The sequence below is a fragment of the Shewanella scandinavica genome (assembly GCF_031932065.1).
In the GTDB taxonomy this organism is placed as follows: Bacteria; Pseudomonadota; Gammaproteobacteria; order Enterobacterales; family Shewanellaceae; genus Shewanella; species Shewanella baltica.
Genome location: NZ_JAUOES010000006.1, coordinates 39,684 through 64,441 on the forward strand (window position 1 = coordinate 39,684; position 24,758 = coordinate 64,441).

Consider the following 24,758-nt stretch of genomic DNA (forward strand, 5'->3'; position numbering starts at 1 on the left):
GCTGCAAACACGAATGTTAAAAACGATCTGAGATCGTATCTTTTGAAGATAAGCTTGCCACACTATCGAAACAAAAACGCTCAGGCAAGCCAAATGGCGAACCTGAGCGTATTTTTTTGTGACAAAATGTCAGTGGCGCAATGATTTGTCTAAGGAACTGATATCAGATTACCGAAGCAACCGATATCAGAGCGCAAACTTAAACTGCTTTGCTTAAAAAGCCATCAAGTTCAATCCGCTAACACCTTAGCTTCACTCCCACTTAGGCTTTCGCGTTGGCGATATTCACTTTCCAAATTGCTGGGCCAGTTTCATGGGCGTTCACGCCGTTTGAATCCACAGCCACAGTCACTGGCATATCTTGCACGTCAAACTCGTAAATCGCTTCCATGCCTAAATCGGCAAAGGCCACAACGCGAGAATGTTTAATCGCTTTAGACACCAGATACGCAGCGCCGCCAACGGCCATCAGATATACCGCTTTGTGTTTTTTGATCGATTCAACTGTCGCAGGGCCGCGCTCAGCTTTACCTATCATACCCATCAGGCCAGTTTTCTCTAACATTAAGTCAGTGAATTTATCCATACGGGTTGCCGTTGTTGGGCCCGCAGGACCGACAACTTCAGTACCCACTGGATCAACGGGGCCAACGTAGTAAATAAACTTGCCAGTAAAGTCCACGCCTTCTGGCAGACCTTCACCGCTTTCGATGAGGCTTTGAATGCGCTTATGGGCAGCATCGCGACCTGTGAGCATTTTACCGCTCAGCAGAATAGTTTCACCGCTCTGCCACTGCTCGATATCCGCTTGAGTCACAGTATCTAAGTTAACGCGGCGCACATCATCACCCACTTCACGGGTGATTTCTGGCCAATCTGACAATGATGGCGGCGTTAATTCAGCTGGACCTGAGCCATCTAAATGGAAATGTACGTGGCGAGTCGCTGCACAGTTAGGGATCATCACCACAGGCTTTGAAGCCGCGTGGGTGGGCGCCGATTTGATTTTAACGTCTAACACTGTGGTTAAACCGCCAAGACCTTGGGCACCTATGCCTAAGTTGTTCGCGCGCTCAAAAATGTCTAAACGCAGCTTTTCTTCGGTCGTTTGCGCGCCACGGGCCATCAACTCATGGATATCCACGCTTTCCATCAGCGCTTCTTTGGCTAATACGGCGGCTTTTTCTGCCGTGCCGCCAATGCCGATACCCAGCATACCCGGTGGACACCAGCCCGCGCCCATCGTCGGTAACGTTTTTTCTACCCAAGCGGCGATATCATCTGATGGGTTTAACATCACCATCTTAGCTTTGTTTTCACTGCCGCCGCCTTTAGCCGCAATAGCTACTTCGATGTGGTTGCCTGGCACCATGTCGATGTGTACCACAGATGGGGTGTTATCTTTGGTATTTTTACGGCTGCCCGCAGGATCTGAGACTATTGATGCACGCAGTGGGTTATCAGGATTGGTATAGGCACGACGAACACCTTCGTCGACCATTTCCTGAATTGTCATATCGGTTTTGTCCCATTGGACACCCATACCCACTTTAACGAAGGTGGTCACAATCCCTGTGTCTTGACACAGAGGACGCTTGCCTTCGGCCGACATACGCGAGTTAATTAATATCTGGGCAATGGCATCCTTCGCCGCCGCACTTTGTTCACGCTCATAAGCTTGGCTCATGGCATCAACAAAATCCTTCGGGTGGTAATAAGAGATGTATTGCAAAGCATCCGCCACACTTTCAATAAAGTCGGCTTGCTTAATCACAGAATTGACAGACATTTCATGGTTAGATGACATAGTAGGAGCGCTCCAGCAGCCTTTGCGGCCTAACTTATTTTTGTTTAATTCTTTCTGGGCCAATATGATACTCTTTCCCATCTTTTTGGGCTACATCACATTTTGAATAGGGTTAATCGATGGCAATTAGGGCGTCAAAACAGCTTGCATCACGCCAACTTGACTGGACATTAAGCACCGCAGCACTCTTCGAACACTTTGCCAATGACCCATGGGCAATCCTGTTAGATTCGGCGAACGCGCCGCATCAGGACGCCAGATTCGACATCATTTGCGCCAATCCCATCGCAACATTAGTGACTCAGGGCGAGCGTAGCGATATAAAGCTCATCGATACGAGCTTGAGCTTACCCGAGGCGATGGACCCAAACCGTGATCCCTTCGACCTGCTCAACACTTTATTAAATCATTGGTATTCAAAATCTTTTGATTGCATTCTGCCCTTCAGTGGCGGCGCCATGGGCAGCTTTAGTTACGACTTAGGCCGTCGCATCGAATCCCTACCAACAAGCGCTCAGCAAGATATTCAACTGCCAGAGATGAACATCGGCTTTTACGACTGGGCGTTAGTTTATGATTACCAAGCCCAGTGTTGGCATTTATTCCACTATTTAGGTGAAGCTGCACTCGACATTGAATTGAATAAAATTCAAGCGAAAATGGCACATAAGCCAAATACAGCCGAATTCATGCTCACAGGCCCATGGACAGCACAAATCGACAAAGCCCAATACACAGCCAAATTTGAGGCAGTACAAGCCTATTTGCACAGCGGCGATTGCTATCAAATAAATTTAACCCAAAGATTTGAAGCTGGCTATCAAGGCGATGAATGGTCGGCTTACTGCCAACTGCGCAATGCCAATAAAGCGCCCTTCTCGGCCTTTATGCGGTTACCGCAAAACGCGATTTTATCGATTTCACCTGAGCGCTTTATTCAGCTTCGCGGTGATGATATTCAGACTAAACCCATCAAAGGCACGCTGCCGCGTCACGCAGATCCCGCGCTCGACGCAAAAGCTGCGAGCACCCTTGCCAGCTCGCCAAAGGATCGCGCCGAAAACGTCATGATTGTCGATTTGCTGCGTAATGATATCGGCAAGGTAGCAGCGGCAGGCTCGGTACGTGTACCGCATCTGTTTGAAATTGAAAGCTTTCCTGCCGTTCATCACCTTGTCAGTACAGTGACGGCTAAGCTTGATGCTAAGTACAGCGCCAGCGATTTGCTGCGCGCGGCGTTCCCAGGCGGCTCAATTACCGGCGCACCAAAAATTCGCGCCATGGAAATTATCGAAGAACTCGAACCTTCACGGCGCAGTCTGTACTGTGGCTCTATGGGTTATATCAGCCAAGATGGCCAAATGGATACCAGTATCACCATTCGCACTATTGTGGCTGAGCAGGGGAAACTCTATTGCTGGGCGGGCGGCGGCATAGTGGCGGATTCAGAAGTGAATGCTGAATACCAAGAAACCTTTGATAAGATCAGCCGGATTTTACCTTTGCTTGGCGCAGAGCCGCAAAAGCCGTAAGCTTTCATACTAAACAGTAACGAGAACGTCGATGGATCAAGCGGAATTTAGACTCAGATTTAATCTGCACCCTTTAGCGCTGCAAGATCCGGCGGCCTTCCCACACCTTGGACTGCGCAAAGCTGCGGTGTTGATCCCACTGCAGGATATCAACGGTGAACTAAATCTAATTTTAACCCAAAGACCCATGCACCTTCGCGCCCATCCAGGACAGATCAGTTTCCCCGGCGGTAAAATTGAGCCCTACGATGTCGATGCAATTGCGGCTGCGTTAAGGGAAGCTGAAGAAGAAATTGGATTATCGCGGTATAACGTCGATGTGGTGGGCACATTTCCGGCCCACAATACCTTTACCGGATTTGAAATCACGCCCGTGGTCGGCATTATCAAGCAGGCATTTGATTGGAAACTCGATCCCGGTGAGGTAGCCGATTGCTTTACTGTGCCATTAAGCTTTTTTATTGAGCCGAGCAATCGCCACCAAAAACGCTTTTTACGCCAAGGGCGCTACTACAGCGTGCATTTTATTCCCTACCAACAACGCTTTATCTGGGGCGCGACCGCCGCCATTATCGACCATTTATGCCGCCAGTTAAGCATTCCTGCGGATATCCTCTGACTTCATTTGCCACCGCTAAACCGTTAAAAAGCCAAACTGTTAAATTAGCCAAACTGTTAAATTAGCCAAAGAATGGATAGCTTAAACCACCAAGTGGATATACAAACCAGCGACAATCGAGGTTAACAGCAACATGGGAATGTTAAACCAATAACCCATACGGCTATGGTGGGCGACATAATAGTTAAACGCTAAACTGACTAAACTAATGCCGCCACAGGTCCAAATCAAATACTGTAATAACTGGGTTTCGTGTGGATCCCAATGAACTCTAAATGTCGCGCCACGGCTTAAATAATCGCCGACTTCGCGATCGGGTCTCGCGTCACCGAACACTAATAGCGCATAGACGGCGATTGCCCAGCCTAAAATGGATAAGGCCGCAAGGATCATTTGAAATATTCTAGTCTTGCTCATACCGCCTCCCGCCATTTAACTCACTATATCGCCCAATATCGATATTATTAACCTCAGGATACCTTTTTCAGCTTGAGAAAAGCCACCAGCAAGGTAATATAAACCTCCAAAATTTTCATATAAAACGTTTCGTTGGAGAATTAAGCAACAATGAGCATCGCATCTGTCGCATCTGTATTTAAAGGTGAGCACGCCGTCGGTTCTAAAGTCACAGTTCGTGGCTGGGTCAGAACCCGTCGTGACTCTAAAGCCGGCATCTCTTTTTTAGCTGTTTATGACGGCTCTTGCTTTAATCCTATCCAAGGCGTCGTGCCCAATAGCTTAGATAATTACGACAACGAAGTGTTAAAGCTAACTGCGGGTTGTTCTGTTGTGATGACAGGCGACGTGGTGGAATCTCCAGGCGCAGGTCAAGCATTTGAACTGCAAGTGACTGAACTTGAAGTCGCGGGCTGGGTTGATGATCCAGACACTTACCCAATGGCCGCTAAGCGTCACTCAATTGAACATTTACGCGAATTAGCACATTTACGCCCACGCACTAACATTATTGGTGCCGTTGCCCGCGTGCGTAACTGTTTATCCCAAGCGATTCACCGCTTCTACCACGAAGAAGGCTTTATTTGGGTATCTACCCCACTTATCACCGCCTCTGACTGTGAAGGCGCAGGTGAAATGTTCCGCGTATCGACCTTAGATATGGAAAACCTGCCACGTACTGATGCAGGGAAAGTCGATTACGATAAAGATTTCTTCGGTAAAGAAGCTTTCCTAACCGTATCTGGCCAGTTGAACGCTGAAACCTACGCCTGTGCACTGTCAAAAGTGTATACCTTTGGCCCGACTTTCCGTGCTGAAAACTCAAACACCAGCCGCCACTTAGCGGAATTTTGGATGGTTGAGCCTGAAGTCGCCTTCGCTAACTTAAACGACATCGCAGGCCTTGCCGAAGCTATGTTGAAATACGCGTTCAATGCCGTATTGACTGAGCGTATGGACGATTTAACTTTCTTCGCCCAACACGTTGATAAGACAGTGATCGACCGTCTGCAATCTTTCGTTTCAAGCGATTTTGCTCAAGTGGATTACACGGATGCGGTTGAAATTCTGCAAAACTGTGGCAGAACCTTCGAGTTCCCTGTGTCTTGGGGCATCGATTTATCTTCTGAGCATGAGCGTTACTTAGCCGAAGAACACTTCAAAGCCCCTGTGGTAGTGAAGAACTACCCGAAAGATATCAAGGCCTTCTACATGCGCTTAAACGATGACGGTAAAACCGTTGCCGCGATGGACGTGTTAGCCCCAGGTATTGGTGAGATCATCGGTGGCTCTCAACGTGAAGAGCGTTTAGACGTGCTAGATATGCGTCTAGCCGAAATGGATCTGAACCAAGAAGATTACTGGTGGTACCGTGATATGCGCCGTTATGGCACAGTGCCACATGCAGGTTTTGGTCTAGGGTTTGAGCGTTTAGTGTCTTACGTGACGGGCGTTAACAACATTCGTGATGTTATCCCATTCCCACGTGCGCCGCGTACTGCGAACTTCTAATATCCCTTAACTAGGGACTGCATTGCTAAGACATCTCTATTAAACCTTAGCAAAACGAAAGGAGCTGACTATTCAGCTCCTTTTTTGTTTCTGCGTTTTTGCTAACATGCTGGACTCATGCTATGAGCAGTTATCATGACCTTACTAACATCATGCGGCGAAACAGCCACTCATTCGCAGATACTAATCCACTTGTTACTTATCCGCTTGATGCAGCGCCTGCGTGATATATTCCGCCACGTGTTTAGCTGCGATTTCATCGATTGAGGTTAACTTGATATGGCGGCGAAATTTGCCACTGCCTTCGAGCACCTTGTGTGGATCGCTAAAGTTTGCGCCCAAGCTAAACTCCAATGACACATGCTGTTTATAGGCAAACACCCCACCAAAAGCGCTCTTCGTGCTAAAGAGTATTCCACCATATTTAACAGTTTCAGTGATATCGAGCGAGGATAAGGCGGCAGTGGCTTTAACGGTTTGGCGCACGCCCTGGACGATTTCAAGCAAGCTCGGGCTCATAAAACCGATGTATTCTAAGAGTTTTTCAAGTTGTTCATTCATCATCGCCTCCTGCGTAATGGTATTTTCCATAGCGGCCTTTCCATAATGTCGATTGTATCCTGTACAGTGAACTGAATAAAACCCCGTCAGGCTCTCATAAACAAAATCAATCGCTTAAACGTTATCTCAGCATGCCAACTACCAAGTGAAGTCGCAATGCCATGCTGCCATTACAATCAATAAAAAGGCCAAGCAGGTATGCTTGGCCTTTGGCTGGAGATATCTAACTAACCTTAAATAACACTAAGCAACACTGAGCATAAGCAACATCAAGTAAAACTAACACGAGCCTAAGTCGCGCTAAGCCACACGAGGTCTCACTCTGTTTAAGATTAGAAGCCCTTCACACCTGCCATATCGGGGAGATGGTGAGCAATCCCCTTGTGGCAATCGATACAGGTCTTTTCGCCGCTCGCCAGTGACGTTGAGTGCATCTGCGCCGCTCTGGGTGATTGGCGGGTAAAGTCCATGTACGTAAAGTTATGGCAGTTACGGCACTCGAGCGAGTCATTGGCCTTTAACCGCGCCCACTCATGCTCAGCTAACTCACGCCGTTTACTTTCAAACTTTTCTCGGGTGTTAATCGTGCCGAAAACCTTACCCCACACTTCCTTAGATGCCTGCATCTTACGGGCGATCTTATCTGTCCAGTTATGTGGTACATGGCAATCTGGGCAAGTTGCCCGCACACCACTGCGGTTAGTGAAATGAATCGTTGTCTGTAACTCTTGATAGACGTTATTTTCCATCTCATGGCAACCGATACAGAAGGCTTCCTTGTTGGTAGCTTCAAGGGCAGTGTTAAAGCCGCCCCAGAAAATCACCCCAGCCACAAAGCCACCTAAGGTCAAAAAACCTAAACTGTAATGCACACTCGGACGATTGAGTAGCTGCCAGATTTTTTTCAGTTTATCTAACATGCTAACTCCTAGTGTTTTTTCTGCTCAGTGTTGGTTTTGATCAGATGTTCCATGTCTACAAAGTCGTTTTCGACCAGTAATTTGGCATCTAACTGCGGCACATGACACTGAGTACAGAAATATCGACGCGGCGATAATTCGGCTAAGAAGTTATTATCCCTGTCCATATAGTGCGTGACACTGACCATAGGCGCTTGGGAATCCCCGATACGACTGCGAGCATGGCAGGCCATACATTTATTCACTTTAAGATCGAGCTGATAGCCGTCAATTTTGTGCGGGATCACTGGCGGCTGCATGGGATAGTTACGCACTTCCTTCACATCGGTATTACGCACGTTTTGCATCGCTGGCGGCGTCGGCTCGACATTGATAGGCGCTTGGCGCAGGGTATCAATTTTATCTTCGGGAATACTGGCGGCAGAGACTGCCGTCATCATCAATGAACCGAATGCCAGTAAACCGATCGCTGAAACTAATTGTAGAGTTTTCATCGTGTTCTCCTTAAACCTTGACGATCTTCACCGCACATTTTTTAAAGTCAGTTTGTTTTGACAAGGGATCTGTCGCATCTAAAGTGACTTTATTAATGAGCTGGCTAGCATCGAACCAAGGCACAAACACTAAGCCCACAGGCGGTTTGTTACGGCCACGGGTTTCAACTCGGGTCTTAATTTCACCCCGTCGTGACACCACACGAATTTCGTCACCGCGGCGCAGACCGCGTTTCTTGGCATCTTCGGGATGCATAAAACACACAGCATCAGGGAAAGCACGATAAAGCTCAGGCACACGTTGGGTCATAGAACCTGAATGCCAATGTTCCAGCACTCGGCCCGTCGATAACCAAATATCGTATTCTTCGTCTGGCGACTCGGCGGCGGGCTCATAGGGCAGCGCAAAAATCACCGCACGGCCATCGGGATGACCATAAAACTCAAAGCCCTTACCTGCTTTAACATAAGGATCGCTCCCCTCACGGAAACGCCACTTGGTTTCCTTGCCATCGACCACAGGCCAACGCAGACCATGGGCCTCGTGATAAGCATCAAATGGTGCTAAGTCGTGGCCATGACCGCGTCCAAAGGAGGCGTATTCTTCAAACAGGCCTTTTTGCACATAGAAACCAAAATGTTTAGCTTCATCGTTCAGATACTTAGGATCCGCATCCGTCAATGGGAACTTATCAACATTGCCGTTTTGGTACAGAACTTCGAATAGGGTTTTGCCCTTAAACTCTGGATTAGCAGCTAACACATCTTTTGGCCACACTTCATCTGTAGTGAAACGTTTCGCAAACTCCATCAGCTGCCACAGATCCGAATGCGACTCACCCGGCGCTTGCACCATTTGATGCCAGAACTGAGTACGGCGCTCGGCATTACCGTAAGCCCCCTCTTTCTCAACCCACATAGCAGTGGGCAAAATCAGATCGGCGGCTTGAGTGGTAACTGTGGGATAAGCATCTGATACCACGATAAAGTTGGCAGGGTTACGGTAACCCGGTAGCCCTTCTTCGTTGATGTTCGGCCCCGCCTGCATATTGTTGTTCACTTGCACCCAATAGCAGTTCAAGTCACCGTCTTTTAGGCGGCGATTTTGCTCGACAGCATGATAACCGGGTTTAGGTGGAATAATGCCGCTTGGAATTTTCCACGTTTCTTCAGCGTGTTTTCTGTGCTCGGGATTGGTCACCACCATGTCCGCAGGTAAACGGTGAGAGAAAGTCCCGACTTCACGGGCCGTGCCACAGGCCGATGGCTGACCTGTCAGCGAGAACGGACTGTTGCCAGGGGTAGAAATCTTACCTGTTAATAAATGGATGTTGTAAATCAGGTTGTTACACCACACACCACGGGTATGTTGGTTAAAGCCCATGGTCCAGAATGACGTCACTTTCGTATTAGGATCAGCATACAGCTTCGCCAGTTCGATCAGTTTATCTTCTGGCACGCCAGACAGTTTACTGACTTTCTCGACTGTGTATTCGGCAACAAAGGCTTTGAAGGCTTCAAAATCGATTGGCGTTGAGTCCCCCGCCGTTTTGACGTTTTTGGCTTTCTGTTCAAGCGGATGAGTCGGACGTAAACCGTAGCCGATATCAGTCGTGCCTTGGCGGAAATTTACGTGTTTCTTCACGAAATCCCAGTTCACTTTATCGTTTTGAATAATATAGTTAGCAATAAAGTTCAACATGGCCAAATCGGTTTGCGGAGTGAACACTATCGGTAAATCTGCCAGATCGAAGGAGCGATGTTGGAAAGTCGATAACACGGCCACTTTGACATGAGGTTCACTCAAGCGTCTGTCGGTCACGCGGCTCCACAGGATCGGGTGCATTTCGGCCATGTTCGAGCCCCAAAGCACAAACGCATCGGCGGCTTCCATATCGTCATAGCAGCCCATTGGCTCATCGATACCGAAAGTGCGCATAAAACCGACCACGGCCGACGCCATACAATGACGCGCATTAGGGTCGATATTGTTAGAGCCAAAGCCCGCCTTCATCAACTTAACGGCGGCGTAACCTTCCCACACTGTCCATTGGCCCGAACCAAACATGCCCACAGCGGTTGGGCCCTTGGCTTTAATGGTCTCTTTCCATTTTTGCGCCATGATATCGAAGGCGCTGTCCCAGCTTATCGGCGAAAACTCGCCGTGCTTGTCGTATTTGCCATCGGTCATTCGCAGCATGGGCGTGGTTAAGCGATCGCTGCCATACATGATTTTCGATAGGAAATAACCCTTGATACAGTTAAGGCCACGGTTCACTTCACTGTTGGCATCGCCATGGGTGGCCACCACTTTGCCATCGCGAGTGGCGACAATCACAGAGCAGCCCGTACCACAGAAACGGCAAGGCGCCTTGTTCCACTCTAATTTGGTTTGTTCTGAGCTGGTTATCAGGTTACTTGCGCCAGCGGGCAAGGCTAAACCTGCGGCCCCTGCAGCGGCGATCACCGCGTTGGCCTTAATAAAGTCACGTCTGTTCATATTCATTCTTCACCCTCTTCGAGCGTTTCACTCTGGTGGTAAACCATAGTGGCGGATAACACACCCGGAATGGCATTGATCGCTTCTATGCAGTCCATCAAGGCGCGCTGAGTCTCACCTTCGATAACCACGACCAATTTCACTTCGTTGTTGACGGAAAGTTCGGCATTTTCAATGGTCATGATCTCTTGTCTAACATCTGCCATTTTCTGCGGTAAGACCTGCACCACTAAACTGGTGATATGGAGTTCTTTGCTCATCCGACATTCCACTCTTTGTCTAATATTTGATAATAAAGCGATTAACCCGCTCCCGGCGGTCCAGTCAGGATCTGACTAAACCAAATTGCAAAGCCCAAGCCACTGACCAGCAGCACGGACAATAACGGTGCGAGAAATACGGTTAAAAAGATAAAAATTTTCAGTTCTAAGGATTTTTCTTCTGCGGTGCTAGCACTCATGCATCCTCCAAGAGGTGTGTTCCTGCCATTTTTTCGCGCTGGAACAAGCGTCAGCGGCAGGTTTTATGTATATCCGTTGCATCTTTAACTCACTCAAACATCATACCTTTTAGTTGTTAACAAACTGTATACCTCCAAATTGGTAAAGCTGATGATGCTTGATCCAGATCATCAATTTGGCGATAGATTTAACTAGCTCATGGTTTGTAAACGATTTACTAGATTGTAATGAGGTGAATTCGGACAAAGAAGTTATTAAGGTGTGGCTAAAACATGGTCAAAGATCAGTTTTTTAGCAAGGTGAATGTTTAAAATTAGCGCTAAATATCTCCAAAGGAGTAAAGCAAACTGATTAGGGCGTGTTGACGTTTCGAGATTAAATGTTGTTTGCTCAGGTAAGTTAGTGACCGCAAAACGAGAACGACTAAAACCACAAAGTAAAAACGCCGCTAAGTAAGCTTAGCGGCGTAATGAGATAACCAAGAATAACAACTATTGAGTCGTAAATAATAAATTCACTGACCTCATATTTTTATACTTGTTGGATATGATTCAAAATGCGTTTTTCAGATATCGGATAAGCCGTGCCTAACACCTGCGCAAAACAGGAAACACGATACTCTTCAATCATCCAGCGCGCTTCAATTAACGCGGGCGGTGTCGGCTGCGATCGTGGCACTTTCGCCAATTGTGCATTCAATGCTTCCTGCACCTTGTTAATGCTCTGCATATGCAAACGGTCACGAGTCGGATCGACAGGCAACTTCTCGACACGGATTTCAATCGCTTTTAAGTAACGCGCCACATCGACTAAACGATTCCAACCGCAGGATTCAACAAACCCTTTAAAAACTAATTTGTCTAATTGGCTTTGAATATCACTCATAGCAAAAGCGATATCTAAGCTAATTTTGCCCTTGAGACGCTTTTTAATGCTCTGGTATAAGGTCAAAATCTGCTCAACCTTCAGGGCAATTTGCTCTGCGGTCGGGTTGAGTTCTTGGCGGACCCAGTCCTTTGCCTGCTCAAATTGGGTTTGATTACGCACATCGAGGGCTTTTTCATCCAACAATTGCTGCACAGCGGCGGCAATAATGTCATCAATCAAGATTTGCACTTGACCGAAGGGATTGAAATACATCGCCAATTTCGCCTTATTCGGCAAAGCTTGCTGTAAGTGTTTCACCGGTGATGGAATGTTTAGCAGCAATAAGCGTCGCAGACCTTGGCGATGGGCATCTAAGGCTTCAAATTCGTCATCAAATAATTTGATCGCAACACTGTCTTTTTTATCGATCAGCGCCGGAAACGCCCGCACTTGATAATTGCCTTTTTGCTGCTGATATTGCTTGGGTAAATCGCCGAAGGACCACTCAGTTAACGCTTCTTGCTCTATACCTTTATCCGCCACCTGACGAATGGCTTTCGCCACCACGCCCTGCAACTCGGCTTTTAAGGTATCGAGCACCCGACCTTCGGCGACTAAGTTGTGTTTATCGTCTTCGATTTTAAAGTTCATCTGCAAATGCGCGGGCAGTTGCGTTAAATCAAAATCTTCCGGCGATATACGCGTGCCACTCATGCGCAATAATTGCTTGCACATGGCCTCAAGCAAACTGGCACTAAAAGGCACCATGGCCTGCACACAAGCGCGGGCATAGTCAGGCGCGGGCACAAAGTTACGTCGTAAACTCTTAGGCAAAGATTTGATCAGCGCGATGCACTTTTCTTCCCTTAGCCCTGCCACTAGCCAATCAAAATCGCTATCGTCGATTTGATTAAGCAGCGCCACCGGAATGTGAACCGACACGCCGTCATCCGCCGCCGCGGGTTCAAAGTGATAACTTAGCTGTAGGCGCAAATTGCCCTTGTGCCACGTATCGGGGAAATCCAAGGTCGAGATATGGTCGGCATTGCGCTGCATTAACAGTGCTTTGCTGAAATCGAGTAAATCCGGTTGCTCGCGCTTGGCCTTCTTCCACCAGCCAAAAAACAGCTGCGCGTTGTAAATCCCTTCAGGGATCCGCGGCTCGTAAAAATCCACTAACACTTGCTCGTCCACCAAAATATCGCGGCGACGGGATTTATGTTCGAGTGATTCAATGTCTTCGAGCAGCTTTTGGTTAGCGACAAAAAACGCTTCTTGGGTCTGTAACTGCCCTTCTGCCAAAGCGCTGCGGATAAAAATCTCACGCGCTTCAACAGGATCGATGGGGCCGTATTGCACTTTGCGGCGGTGCACGACCGTCAAACCATAAAGCACTTGATTCTCAAGGGCGATAACGCTGCCAGGTTTTGCCTCAAAATGGGGCTCTACATAGCTTTTCTTAATCAAATGCGCCGCTAAGGGCTCTAGCCATTCGGGTTCGATTTTAGCGCAGCAGCGAGCGAATAAGCGCGAAGTTTCGGTAAGCTCAGCGGCCATGATCCACTTAGGGCCTTTTTTGGCCAATGGAGAACCGGGAAACACAAAGAATTTACGATTACGCGCACCTAAATACTCGTTATTGTTATCTTTAAAACCAACATGGCTCAACAAACCCGACAACAGCGCACGATGCAAGGTATCGTAACTTGGGGGCGTATCGTTTAAGCGCCATTTTAAATCGTGTACGGCTTGTTTAAGCTGGGCGTATAAATCCTGCCACTCGCGAACGCGCAAATAGGCCAAATACTCATCGCGGCATTTTTTACGGAACTGACTAGCAGATAACTCTTTTTGCTGATCTTTTAAGTGCTGCCACAGGTTAATCCAACTGACGAAATCGGAACTGGGATCGGCAAAACGACGATGGGCTTCATCACTGGCTTGCTTCTTCTCCATCGGGCGTTCGCGGGGATCTTGAATCGATAAGCCCGCAGCAATCACTAGCACTTCGTTCAAACAACCTAACTGCTGACTCTCGACCACCATACGCGCCAAACGCGGATCCACAGGAATTTGCGCCAAGTTGCGCCCAAGTGGCGTCAACACTAGCTTGCCGTGTTTGCTCTCAACCGCTTGTAATTCTTCGAGCAGCAAGAAACCATCGCGGATATGGCGTGGATCGGGTGGCTCGATAAAGGGGAAGCCGCCGATATCACCCAAACCGATGGCGAGCATCTGCAAAATGACCGAAGCCAAGTTAGTACGCAGAATCTCAGGATCGGTAAACGCCGGACGATTATTAAAATCCGCCTCATCGTACAAACGAATACAGATACCCGGTCCCACACGGCCACAACGGCCTTGGCGCTGATTGGCGCTCGCCTGTGAGATAGGTTCAATCGGTAAGCGTTGCACCTTAGTGCGATAGCTGTAGCGGCTGATACGCGCCGTACCTGGGTCGATAACATAGCGAATGCCCGGCACAGTCAGCGAGGTTTCCGCTACGTTGGTCGCTAGTACAATCCGCCTGCCTCTGTGGCTACTGAAGACTTTAGATTGCTCGCCATAGGATAAACGCGCGTACAACGGCAAAATTTCGGTATCGCGATAATTACGTCGGCTCAATTGCTCGGCCGTATCGCGAATTTCCCGCTCGCCATTCATAAAGATCAGAATGTCTCCCAGCCCTTCGGCCACCAGTTCATCGACGGCGGCAAAAATGCCTTCGATTTGATCTAAATCGGCATCGCTATCTTGCACTAAGGGGCGATAACGGGTTTCGACCGGAAAGGTGCGGCCTGAGACTTCGATAATAGGCGCATTGTTGAAATGCTTAGAAAAACGCTCAACGTCTATGGTCGCCGACGTGATAATGACTTTGAGATCGGGGCGTCTTTTAAGGATCTGTTTAAGGTAGCCCAGAATAAAATCGATATTCAGGCTGCGCTCGTGGGCCTCATCTATGATGATGGTATCGTATTGATCGAGATTGCGATCTGAGGTCAATTCCGCCAGTAAAATACCGTCGGTCATCAACTTAATATACGAGTCACTCTTAAGCGCATCGGCAAACCGCACTTTAAAGCCAACCACTTCACCGAGCGGACTGTGTAATTCTTCAGCGACTCGGCTCGCCACGCTGCGCGCAGCCAATCGTCTTGGCTGGGTGTGGCCAATCATGCCGCGGCAGCCTAAGCCAAGTTCTAAACAAATTTTGGGAAGCTGCGTGGTTTTACCTGAGCCCGTTTCACCGGCAATGATCACCACTTGATTGCCCGCAATCGCACGCGCAATATCATCGCGCATCAAAGAAACGGGAAGGTTTTCAGGATAGTGGATTTTAGGGCGAGCATTACGACGCTGCTCAACCTTCTCAAACGCCGCCTGCGCTTGCTCACTCAGCTGGGCTAATACTTGGGTCTTTTTATCTGAGTCGGCTTCTTTATTGAGCTTAAATAAACGACGACGGATCCTAGACGCATCAGCCTGATAACAAAGATTAAGAAAGGCGTTCGATAGCGGATGTTTGTCTGAGTTCAAATCCAAATTCCATTGCTAGCATCAAAAACGGCGATCCTAGCAAGGAAAGTGGCGCAATGGTATTGCTAATTTACTCTGCACTCAGGATAAAGGCTGTCAGATTATCTCCACTGCGGCTCAGATTAAACTGGTGACAGATAACATTGTTGCATATAGATATTCATCGCTTTGAGCACATTAGTGCGATTTATCGTGCCAATCACTTTACCGTGTTCAACTACAGGATAAACCTTAGGTTTAGGCCCGAGCATTTGTTCAGCGAGTTGCAAAATACTGTCATCAGGCCCGACAAACAGTACTTCAGTACGCATACAATCCTTCACCACTGAGGTCATATCGCAGTGATAGCTACTTTTGATCATCACAGCCAGACAATCCTGCTGGGATAAAAAGCCCACCAAATCGCCCAACTCATCAACCACAGCGGCGCCCATTTTATTATTATCTAACAGCTTTTCGACCGCGGTCGCGAGCGACATATTCGCGCGCAGTAACACGGGCTGACGATCCATATGGTCACGAATCTTAATTAAGTCCATAGTCTTCCCCTCGAATTAACCCTACGTTTGAAGTCTAGTCAAAATATCGGCAAGGATGTGCGATTTATATCGATTGCGCTTATCGAGTGTGTAAACCGAATGTCAAAAAGTGCTGACAGAATAGAAAGAAACAACAAACGGATACACAGCACGACGAAATAATTAATGTCTCGTTAAGTGCTAGACGAAGCTGCTGATCCGGCGAACTTGGCGGCGTCTTGTACGGCTTGCAAGTCCTCTTCGATATCAAGCACTTTTTGTGAACGCTTCAGCGCCAGCCGCCCGTGGTACTCGGCCGCCGCGCGTATTTCCCCGTCACCACTGGATGCTAACGATTCAAGCGCTTTCTGTAGCCGTACAGCGACTTCCACCACTCCCGCGCCGTCTCTGGCTATGGCGGTAAACGCATCATCAAACATGTCCTGTACACAAACGTGAGGGACTTCTACTCGATCGCACTCTGGCGCGGGTTTGTCATCAACTGCCGCGGGTTCACCCCATAGCGTAAACAGCCGTACCAGTGTGCCTATAATGCAAATGGCCGTACCAGGGTCATTGACCGCGGGTGATAAGGCGCGGCCAGCGATTTCCGACAGTACCACCAACCCAAATCGCGGATCGTCGTCAAAAAGACGGGTATCACCAATCTGGAATGACTCGGCAACACAGGTGCAATCAATCTCAGTCTGCTCCGCACCATCGGCGCTAATGTATGCCAATGGTCGATTGGGCGTGGCGAACGTGCCCGGCAAGGCTGCAATCACGACTCGTAACTCGTTTTTCTCTGCCCAGCGCTGCATCGCGGCAATATTAATGTACTGAACATAACCGACGTTAGCCGCGTACACGGCTCGTCCACGCGCTTGTGGACGCACAGAAACGCCGCCAAGATGTGGAGTATTGCGTCGCCGTGTCAGAGCATCGGCCGCCGCCTTTTCAACTTTCTCAATTGTGGTTGCCATGCGGCCAAGACGAGCTATGCGATCCACCCAACGTACAAAGGTAAAGATCACCATGCCAAAAATAAACGTGGTCAGCAGGAAGAGGATAAACAGACCCGCAGTTTGAAAGTAATCATTTTTAACCGCAGTGAGTGCCACAATACTGAAGATAAATGCCCCAACAAAGGTCGATAGCGCATTTTGAGAGGCATCATCGGCGACAACTAAAATAAATGAACGTGGTGTTGCCGTGTTAGCCGCCGAAGCATAGGCCGAGACCATAGAACCCACGGAAAAAGTGGCGATAACCAGCATGCTGGAAGCCATAACGGATAACAGCGCCTCGATGGAGGCCGATGACACCTTAGGTGCAATCTCAACAAGCTCAGTACCATCTGCCAATTTTGCAACGAAGGCGACTGCAATCGATAATAGGCAAACAAGCAGTGGTTTCACCCAAAGTCGATGGCGAAACCGATTGAGGAAAACCCTGACGCGGTCGGTTAACACGGTAGAAATCATGTCAATATCCTTATACGTTGAGTGCAACCTCATGAAGACGCGATGAGTTCGCTGGACACAAACTGCAACTTTGACTGTGAGTTAAGTGCGGCTTTGCGTATGACTATTGTACCCCTAATGAAATCAAACAACGGGCGACACCCCACATACCATTAACTAATCGTAATAGCCCAAACTTATCAGCTTCTTATTTACTCTTAAAGCAAAAAACCGCTAGCCAAAAGCGAGTGCCACTTTCGCAGCACTCGCTTTTTAAGGTTTATAAGTGATGTTTCTTTACAATCTTATAAGCAATCTTCTAAACATTCTTGTAAGCAATGTCCGTCTCGAACCAACTGCTTTTACAATTCAAGTTATTGGTCTTGCCAAATCAGCACTTGGGCGGGTTCACCATTGCTACGGGTAGCGCGGTACATGCCTTCAGTGTTAAATGGCGTAGCGATATTACCGCGCTGATCGACGGCAATCACGCCGCCCGAACCACCTGCGGTGATAAGGCGTTGATTGATCACTTCATCGGCGGCTTGAATAATGGATTTTTGCTGGTATTTCACTTTGGCACAAATATCCCCCGCCACTTGGTAACGAATAAAGAATTCACCATGTCCGGTTGCCGATACAGCGCACACCCCATTTTCAGCATAGGTGCCCGCACCAATCACAGGGGAATCTCCAATGCGGCCGAAGCGTTTTGCCGTCATGCCGCCGGTTGAGGTACCAGCAGCTAAGTTGCCATTTTTGTCTAAGGCGACGGCGCCTACGGTACCAAATTTGTAATCGAGATCTTTCATCTCAACACCCGCGACTTGCTCTGATTTAGCCGCAACTTGCAGTTTTTGCCGTGCATCGAGTAATTGCTGATAACGCTCGTCAGTATCAAAATGACTGTTTGGCACTAAGCTAAAGCCTTGAGTCAGGGCAAATTCTTCTGCACCTGCGCCCGAGAGCATCACATGCTCAGACTTATTCATCACAGCTAAAGCGAGATCAATGGGATTGGCGATATGGCGCACTCCAGCCACTGCACCAGCATTCATGGTTTTGCCATCCATAATGGACGCATCTAACTCATGCCCACCGTCGTAGGTGTACACCGCGCCTATACCAGCATTGAACAGTGGGCTATTTTCGAGAATATTAATGGCTGTTTGCACCGCGACTAAGCTGTCACCGCCCTCTTCTAACACTTTTGAGCCTTTATCAATCGCTTCCTTTAACTTATCTTTGTAGGTTTGGCGTTGTTCAGGGGTGAGATTAGCCTTAGAAATCGTGCCAGCGCCGCCGTGGATCGCAATCGCGAACGGTTTGTCATTGGCAAAGGTGTTGTGTGACATAAAAAGTAAACCCGAGATAATTAAACTAAAGGTGGCTAATTTTGTTTTCATTCTTTACATCCCCTTAAAAAGTAGCGTCCTTTGTAACCATTTCATCGTGTAATTTCAATCATCTCCTTGCCTGTTGGTTTTATTCTGGCGACAATGATGCCACATCACAGGGACTATAAAGTGCAGCCATTTTTGCAAATCACCTCACATTACTTTCGTTTTTGCTTATTTCTGAGTCTGATTTCAGTCACATCCGTCGCTGCGGCGGCAGATGAATTTATTAAATTATCTGTCACAGGCGTGAATGAAGCTCTGCAACGTAACATAGTTGCGCACTTAGGCACCTTACCCGAATCCGAGGTGCAGCGCCGTGCCTTTCTGTTTAATGTCGATGACAATGTCAGCACAGCCTTAGAATCCATGGGTTACTATCATGGCGAAGTGGAAGAAAAACTGACGGAACATGACAAGGGACCGTGGGAACTAAAACTGGTGATCACTGCCGGCGAGCCAACCATAGTCCAGTGGGTCGATATTAACTTCAGTGGTGAAATGCTCGATGATCGCGCCTTCGATCAATGGCTGGCAAAGGTCAACCTTAAGCCTGGCGATGTGCTCAACCACGGTGTGTATAGCGACGTAAAATCGCAACTGGTCACCTTAGCTCTGGCCAGAGGTTACTTCGATGGCGAATTTACGGAATCACAGATTAAAGTTAACCGCGACATCAATACCGCGCAGGTAAGTTTGCATTTTAACTCTGGCAAACGTTATAAATTTGGCCAAGTCAGCTTCGAAGGCCATACTTTAGAACCTGAAATTTTAGAAAAACTTATTCCCTTTAAAGAAGGCGCCTCCTACTCGACTCGCCGTGTGGGTGCGCTGAATCGCCAGTTATTAGACACGGGCTATTTCGCCAATATTAAAGTGATCCCGCAAATCGACGGTGTCGAAGACAGTCATATTCCGGTGCTGGTCGAATTAACCCCTAAGGCAAGCCACGCTATTGAGCTCGGTTTTGGTGGTGATATTGGTAAGACAGACCAAGCTTTCGACCCAAGGGTGCGCGTCACTTGGCGCACGCCACAAATCAATAAATACGGCCATTCACAGGAAACCAGCCTCGAATGGTCACCGGATAGACCTAAGTTATTAACCACTTATACTATCCCCTTGACACATCCCTTAGATGATCAATTAAAAATCCGCGTCGGTTTACTGCGGGATAAATACGGTGTGACCCAAGTGTATGACGCCGAGAATCGCGATTTTAGTAACACTGGTCAGCTTGAATCGACTAAATACCTTATTGGACTATTGCGCCAACAAAGACTCGAAAATCAGTGGCTAATGAATTATTCACTTGAGGCTATTCGCGAAGAATACACCCAGTCTGATGTCGATTATATGCCGTCGTTTTATCTGGCTGGCATAAACTTTTCGCGAACAACGCGGGGTGATAATTCACTCGATCCTAAGTCTGGTTTCAGGCAGATTTACAGCCTAGATTATGCCGATCCCAATTTAGGCTCAGAAACCCGCTTAGCACGCCTTCAAGCCAAATTTAAATGGATTGATACCTTCTTCGACAATCACAGGATTGTTGCGCGTATCGATTTAGCCGCCAACTTAGCCAACGAGAATGATCTGGCTTCTATCCCGCCTTCGCTGCGCTATTTTGCCGGTGGTGATCAAAGTGTACGGGGTTATGGTTATCAAGAATTGGGTCCCTATTTAGATTATGTCGCAGATGATGGCAAAACCAATCGCGAGGTCATAGGTGGCCGCTATTTAATGGTCGGCAGTTTAGAATATCAATATTATGTAACCCCCACTTGGCGGGTCGGTACCTTTATCGATGCGGGTAACGCCTTCGATAATAATCAATTTGAACCTGTTGTCTCTGTCGGTGGCGGTATCCATTGGATCTCCCCCATCGGCCCAATCAAACTGGATTTAGGGGTTGGATTGAAAGAAACCGATACCATTGAAAGATCATGGCGTATTCACCTGACCATGGGGACTGATCTATGAGCCAGCCCCCAGAGCATAATAAGCCAACAGAGCAAGACGTAATAGACAGCCCTATCACCGAAGTCACTGAAGCCATTGCGAATTCTGTCACCCAATCGGTGTCATTCATTCAAAAACTGTGGCGACAGTTCAAACTCTGGACTCGGATTATCATCTATGTGCCATTAGGGCTTTTAGTGTTAATCGCCCTATTACTCGGCACTGAGTTTGGTTCGCGCATCACAGTAGGCTTAGCCGATCAGTTTGTGCCCGATCTTGATCTCACTTACACCTCAGGCTCCATTAATAAAGACTTAGCCCTGTCCCATGCGTCTTGGTCTATGGCTGGCATCAAGGTGCAACTTGAGGATCTGCATTTACTCTGGCAACCCGCCTGTTTACTACAAAAACGTTTATGTGTGAATGGCTTATCTGCGGCCAAAGTCGATGTGACTATTGATACCTTAGCCCTGTCTGCCGACACAAACGAAACCCCGATAGTGCCGCTCGATGAAGAGCCCAACGAGCTGCAATTACCCTTTGATATTGAGTTAGACTCCGCGGAGCTCAAGGCTGTGAATATCCAAGTGGATGAGATGCAATTTACAGCCAATCGCCTTAACGCAGAGGCAAAGTGGTTTGCCGAAGGCTTGTCGGTTAAGCAGCTTTCCAGTGAAGGATTGTTCGTGCTGCTCCCCACAGCAACCGATGCCGCACAAACGAGCCAAGCAGCGACAACGACGGCTTCTAACGCCGACATAGCCGCGAGTACGACACCCAACGCAGCGGCCAGCACAACAGCCAATGCGACGCCAGATCCATCGGCCAACTCGCCGGCAAAAGACAAGCCAGCAAAAAACAGTAGTGCAGAGTGGGCTCTAGCGCATTTGCCACAAGTGTTTATGCCTTTTCCTGTGACGGTCAATGCCCTCACGCTTGATAACACCACGCTGCAAATCGGCGATCGTAAAGATGTCTTTAGCCATGCCGAGCTGCAAGGTCGTTTCCGCGAATATCAATTGACCTTAGATCATCTCGCCATCAGCCATACAGATGGCAGCGCGGATATCACAGGCAGTTTAACGCTCGATAAAGATTATCCACTCGATTTAGAAGCCAACCTCACCCTTAACCAATTAGCCGAATTACCTGAGCTGACTCACCAAGCACTAGATGTAAAGCTGAGCCAAAGCTTAGGGCAATTGCAGGTGAACGCTGTCGCCAAGGGCGATGCAGACTTCACGCTAGATGGGCAGATAACACTTCGCGAGCCTAACCTGCCCTACAAGGTAAAACTTGAACAGACACGACTGCAGTGGCCGCTAAAAAGCCCTGAATATTCGGTCAGTGATGTGGCACTGGAAAGTTATGGCGATCTCAATCGTCAAGAGGCGAGCCTTAAAGGTGAACTGACGACGCCGTTCCATAAAGTACTCGCCATAGACACTAGCCTTCAGCATCAAGATGCGAAGTTAACCATTAATAATCTTGATGCAACAGGCGCGATTGGTCAGGTCAAGCTCACGGGCGAACTCGATTATCAAAAAGCCATTCGCTGGAACGCCAATCTCTGGCTCAATGACGTCAAACTGCAGGAAGTACAACTTCCACAAACGGATACGGCACAAGCAGCAACCGGTCTACCGGACAGTTTGATTTCAGGAAAATTACGCACTCAAGGCTCATTTGCTGATCCTCGCTGGCAAGTCTCCCTGAACGACACTGAGCTCACGGGCACCCTGCAAGGTTATCCCTTCGATATCACAGGGGATATCAGTGTGAATGATTCCCTGTATGTCAGTTCTAAGGGGCTGAACGCCAAAGTACTGGGCTCGACTCTGGCACTCAAAGGCGAAGCCAACGCCAACTGGGATCTACAGGGTGAGCTACAAGTACCCGACTTCGGTCTTTGGTTGCCTAAGGCCAGCGGCCAATTGCAGGCGCAAATTAATGTCACAGGGGATGAAAAACACCCTCAAGTTGAACTCACCGCCCAACTCGCTGAACTGTTTTATCAAAACATTAAACTGCGAGAATCCAACTTAAAGGCCTATTACAAGCCGCTAGATCAACATGAATTTGCTATCTCGCTGAAATCGAAAGCCTTACAGATTGCGGATCAGAATGTAGATACAGTGACACTCGGGGTGAAAGGCACGATTGACGCTCAAAAGCTGACCCTGAATGCCACGGGCGATCTTGGCCTCGATACCACAGTGAGTAGCCAATACGATGTGAAAAAATCGCGACTACGGCTCGATGTCGAACGTCTAAATCTCAATACCCCCGTTGGCCTATGGCAGCTCGATAACGCCATTAATCTCGCTTGGGATCAAAACAAGAATCAGGGCAGCATCACGCCGTTTTGCCTCATGAACCCGAACAGCCGTATCTGCCTAAACAGCGAGACGACAATCGGCAAAAAAGGCAGCGCGCAGGTGAGCTACTCGGGGAATCCGGGGCAATTACTCGTGCCGATATTGCCAACGAATATGCGCTGGGATGGCCCCGCCTCATTGTTAGCCAATTTTGCTTGGGCAACGGGTCGTAAACCCACAGCCGATGTGAACTTTGATTTTGCCCCCGGCAGTATCATGCTCAAACGGGATAAGAATCGTGAAGTCACCATTAATTACCAACATCTGTCATTGCTGGCGACCTTAGATGCTAAACGGCTTGCAACAGTATTAAATTTTGAATCTGAAGGCGTGGCCAGTTGGCAGAGTGAGATCAACGTCAATGTCACCCCTGACCGCTCGCTCTCTGGTTATGCCAATATCAAGCAAATCAACTTACAACCGCTGGGAGAATTTTTCCCACAACTCAATACGGTACAAGGCTTACTCACCAGTCAGCTTAACTTTGCGGGCAGTCTAGAGGCGCCGGAAGTGTCGGGAAGCATGGCCTTAACGGAGGGCGCCTTAGCCCTGACGGCAAACCCAACACTCATAGACAAAATTGACCTGTCTATGTCGTTCGCGGGTCAACAAGCCCAGCTCAAAGGCCGCTGGATGATGGGTAATGGTTTGGGCAGGGTAAATGGTCAACTGCAATGGCCCCAAGGTCAATTTAGTGGCGAATTAGCCCTCGAAGGCGATAAGCTCGCCGTGATCCAACCGCCACTGGCTATCCTCGATGTTTCACCCGATATCAATTTAAGCTTCAATAGTAAGCAACTGGCAGTAAAAGGAAAAATTGCCGTCCCTTCTGGTAATATTAAAATTGTGCCATTAGCAGAAGGCGGTATCGCCACCTCAGAAGACGTGGTCTTTGACGATTCCATTGCCGCTATGCAACCTAAAACCAGCCCCTATGCCGTCGTGGCCGATCTGAATATCAGTGTAGGCAACGAGCTCAGGATTGATGGCATGGGCCTCAAGGGTAAGCTGCAAGGAACCTTAAAGCTGCAACAACAAGCGTTCCGCCCACCTTTGCTCTTCGGTAATATCAAGGTCAATCAGGGCAGTTACAAATTTATGGGCCAAACCCTGAAAATCCGTACCGGCGAAGTGCAGTTTGTGGGGCCAACGTCAGTGCCAAACTTAAATATTGAGGCAATACGCGAGATTAAGAGTGAAGACTTAGTCGCAGGTGTGCGCGTTACTGGCACTCCCGCCCGCCCTGTGGTGACCCTGTTCTCTAACCCCGCTAAAGAGCAGGCTGAAATCTTGTCTTACATTATTAAAGGCAGTGGTTTTAACAGTGCCAACAATGAGCAAAATAACTCGTTGATGATGGGCGCGGCCTTAGGTTTAGGCTCGCAGGTGGGCGGCGGCGCAATAAATAATATAGGTAATACCGCGACCGGATTAATAGAAGAGTTTGGTTTCTCTAACGTGCAACTCGACACCAACGATGAAGGCCGTGTGGCGATCAGTGGCTTTATCGGCGAGAACTTGATGGTGAAATACGGGGTAGGCGTGTTTAACCCTGGCTATGAGATGACGGTCAGATATTACCTGCTCTCACAGCTTTATCTCGAAACCGTATCGGGTACTTTAGGGCAATCTCTTGATATCTATTACAACTTTAATATCAAGTAGCAAGATTAAGACTCGGGTGGAGTGTCGATACACTCTGCCTATCTATGATAAGTCTTTGGCAACAATAAAATGAGTCACGCCGATCCATCAGATAAAAATCAGCCAC

Annotated in this window: 17 protein-coding genes; 5 read left to right on the forward strand and 12 right to left on the reverse strand. The window is 48.3% G+C overall.

Annotated features, from left to right (window positions below):
- Window positions 1-262 precede the first annotated feature (262 nt).
- On the reverse strand, window positions 263-1,807 hold the full coding sequence (locus Q4Q50_RS06460) for a fumarate hydratase (protein ID WP_006081415.1): 1,545 nt from the start codon (window positions 1,805-1,807) through the stop codon (window positions 263-265).
- A 119-nt stretch (window positions 1,808-1,926) separates the two neighbouring features.
- Here Q4Q50_RS06460 and pabB point away from each other — a divergent pair, with 119 nt between their 5' ends.
- Together pabB and Q4Q50_RS06470 are read left to right on the forward strand one after the other, a co-directional pair.
- Complete coding sequence (pabB, locus tag Q4Q50_RS06465) at window positions 1,927-3,339, forward strand: aminodeoxychorismate synthase component I (RefSeq protein WP_311898859.1); 1,413 nt, start codon at window positions 1,927-1,929, stop codon at window positions 3,337-3,339.
- Between the two features lie 31 nt (window positions 3,340-3,370).
- Entirely contained in the window at window positions 3,371-3,958 is a 588-nt protein-coding gene (locus Q4Q50_RS06470) for a CoA pyrophosphatase (RefSeq protein ID WP_006081413.1), read from the forward strand.
- An 81-nt stretch (window positions 3,959-4,039) separates the two neighbouring features.
- On the opposite strand, the gene Q4Q50_RS06475 is transcribed toward Q4Q50_RS06470, so the two are convergent.
- Complete coding sequence (locus Q4Q50_RS06475) at window positions 4,040-4,375, reverse strand: hypothetical protein (RefSeq protein WP_311898860.1); 336 nt, start codon at window positions 4,373-4,375, stop codon at window positions 4,040-4,042.
- 150 nt (window positions 4,376-4,525) lie between these two features.
- On the opposite strand from Q4Q50_RS06475, the gene asnS reads away from it, so the two are divergent.
- Window positions 4,526-5,926 (forward strand): asparagine--tRNA ligase, encoded by a 1,401-nt coding sequence (asnS, locus tag Q4Q50_RS06480; RefSeq protein WP_006086433.1) that lies wholly within the window; start codon window positions 4,526-4,528, stop codon window positions 5,924-5,926.
- A gap of 195 nt (window positions 5,927-6,121) precedes the next feature.
- Here the strand turns inward: asnS and Q4Q50_RS06485 are convergent, their stop codons facing one another.
- The 10 genes from Q4Q50_RS06485 to Q4Q50_RS06530 form a co-directional block, all read right to left on the reverse strand.
- The gene (locus Q4Q50_RS06485; protein WP_311898932.1) at window positions 6,122-6,487 is read right to left on the reverse strand and encodes a DUF1801 domain-containing protein; all 366 of its coding nucleotides are present in this window, start codon (window positions 6,485-6,487) and stop codon (window positions 6,122-6,124) included.
- 332 nt (window positions 6,488-6,819) lie between these two features.
- Window positions 6,820-7,407, reverse strand: a complete 588-nt coding sequence (locus Q4Q50_RS06490) for a cytochrome c3 family protein (protein ID WP_311898861.1) — start codon at window positions 7,405-7,407, stop codon at window positions 6,820-6,822.
- Window positions 7,408-7,415: 8 nt separating this feature from the next.
- Window positions 7,416-7,901, reverse strand: a complete 486-nt coding sequence (locus Q4Q50_RS06495; protein ID WP_300480823.1) for a nitrate reductase cytochrome c-type subunit — start codon at window positions 7,899-7,901, stop codon at window positions 7,416-7,418.
- Window positions 7,902-7,911: 10 nt separating this feature from the next.
- Window positions 7,912-10,401 (reverse strand): nitrate reductase catalytic subunit NapA, encoded by a 2,490-nt coding sequence (napA, locus tag Q4Q50_RS06500; RefSeq protein ID WP_063882885.1) that lies wholly within the window; start codon window positions 10,399-10,401, stop codon window positions 7,912-7,914.
- A gap of 2 nt (window positions 10,402-10,403) precedes the next feature.
- Window positions 10,404-10,661, reverse strand: a complete 258-nt coding sequence (locus Q4Q50_RS06505) for a chaperone NapD (RefSeq protein WP_006086429.1) — start codon at window positions 10,659-10,661, stop codon at window positions 10,404-10,406.
- A 41-nt stretch (window positions 10,662-10,702) separates the two neighbouring features.
- Complete coding sequence (locus Q4Q50_RS06510) at window positions 10,703-10,861, reverse strand: nitrate reductase (RefSeq protein ID WP_028760147.1); 159 nt, start codon at window positions 10,859-10,861, stop codon at window positions 10,703-10,705.
- 532 nt (window positions 10,862-11,393) lie between these two features.
- Complete coding sequence (hrpA, locus tag Q4Q50_RS06515; RefSeq protein WP_371830296.1) at window positions 11,394-15,269, reverse strand: ATP-dependent RNA helicase HrpA; 3,876 nt, start codon at window positions 15,267-15,269, stop codon at window positions 11,394-11,396.
- 122 nt (window positions 15,270-15,391) lie between these two features.
- Window positions 15,392-15,808, reverse strand: a complete 417-nt coding sequence (locus Q4Q50_RS06520) for a CBS domain-containing protein (protein ID WP_311898863.1) — start codon at window positions 15,806-15,808, stop codon at window positions 15,392-15,394.
- Between the two features lie 173 nt (window positions 15,809-15,981).
- On the reverse strand, window positions 15,982-17,271 hold the full coding sequence (locus tag Q4Q50_RS06525) for a DUF2254 domain-containing protein (protein ID WP_311898864.1): 1,290 nt from the start codon (window positions 17,269-17,271) through the stop codon (window positions 15,982-15,984).
- A gap of 353 nt (window positions 17,272-17,624) precedes the next feature.
- Window positions 17,625-18,656: an isoaspartyl peptidase/L-asparaginase family protein gene (locus Q4Q50_RS06530; RefSeq protein WP_311898865.1), complete on the reverse strand. Its 1,032-nt coding sequence runs from the start codon at window positions 18,654-18,656 to the stop codon at window positions 17,625-17,627.
- Between the two features lie 120 nt (window positions 18,657-18,776).
- Here Q4Q50_RS06530 and Q4Q50_RS06535 point away from each other — a divergent pair, with 120 nt between their 5' ends.
- Both Q4Q50_RS06535 and tamB read left to right on the forward strand, forming a co-directional pair.
- Window positions 18,777-20,630, forward strand: coding sequence for an autotransporter assembly complex protein TamA (locus tag Q4Q50_RS06535; protein ID WP_311898866.1), 1,854 nt, complete (start codon window positions 18,777-18,779; stop codon window positions 20,628-20,630).
- Window positions 20,627-24,652 carry an autotransporter assembly complex protein TamB gene (tamB, locus tag Q4Q50_RS06540; protein WP_311898867.1) on the forward strand — a complete coding sequence of 1,342 codons (4,026 nt, stop codon included), beginning with the start codon at window positions 20,627-20,629 and terminating at the stop codon, window positions 24,650-24,652. Before Q4Q50_RS06535 ends, tamB begins: the two co-directional genes overlap by 4 nt.
- Window positions 24,653-24,758: the final 106 nt, after the last annotated feature.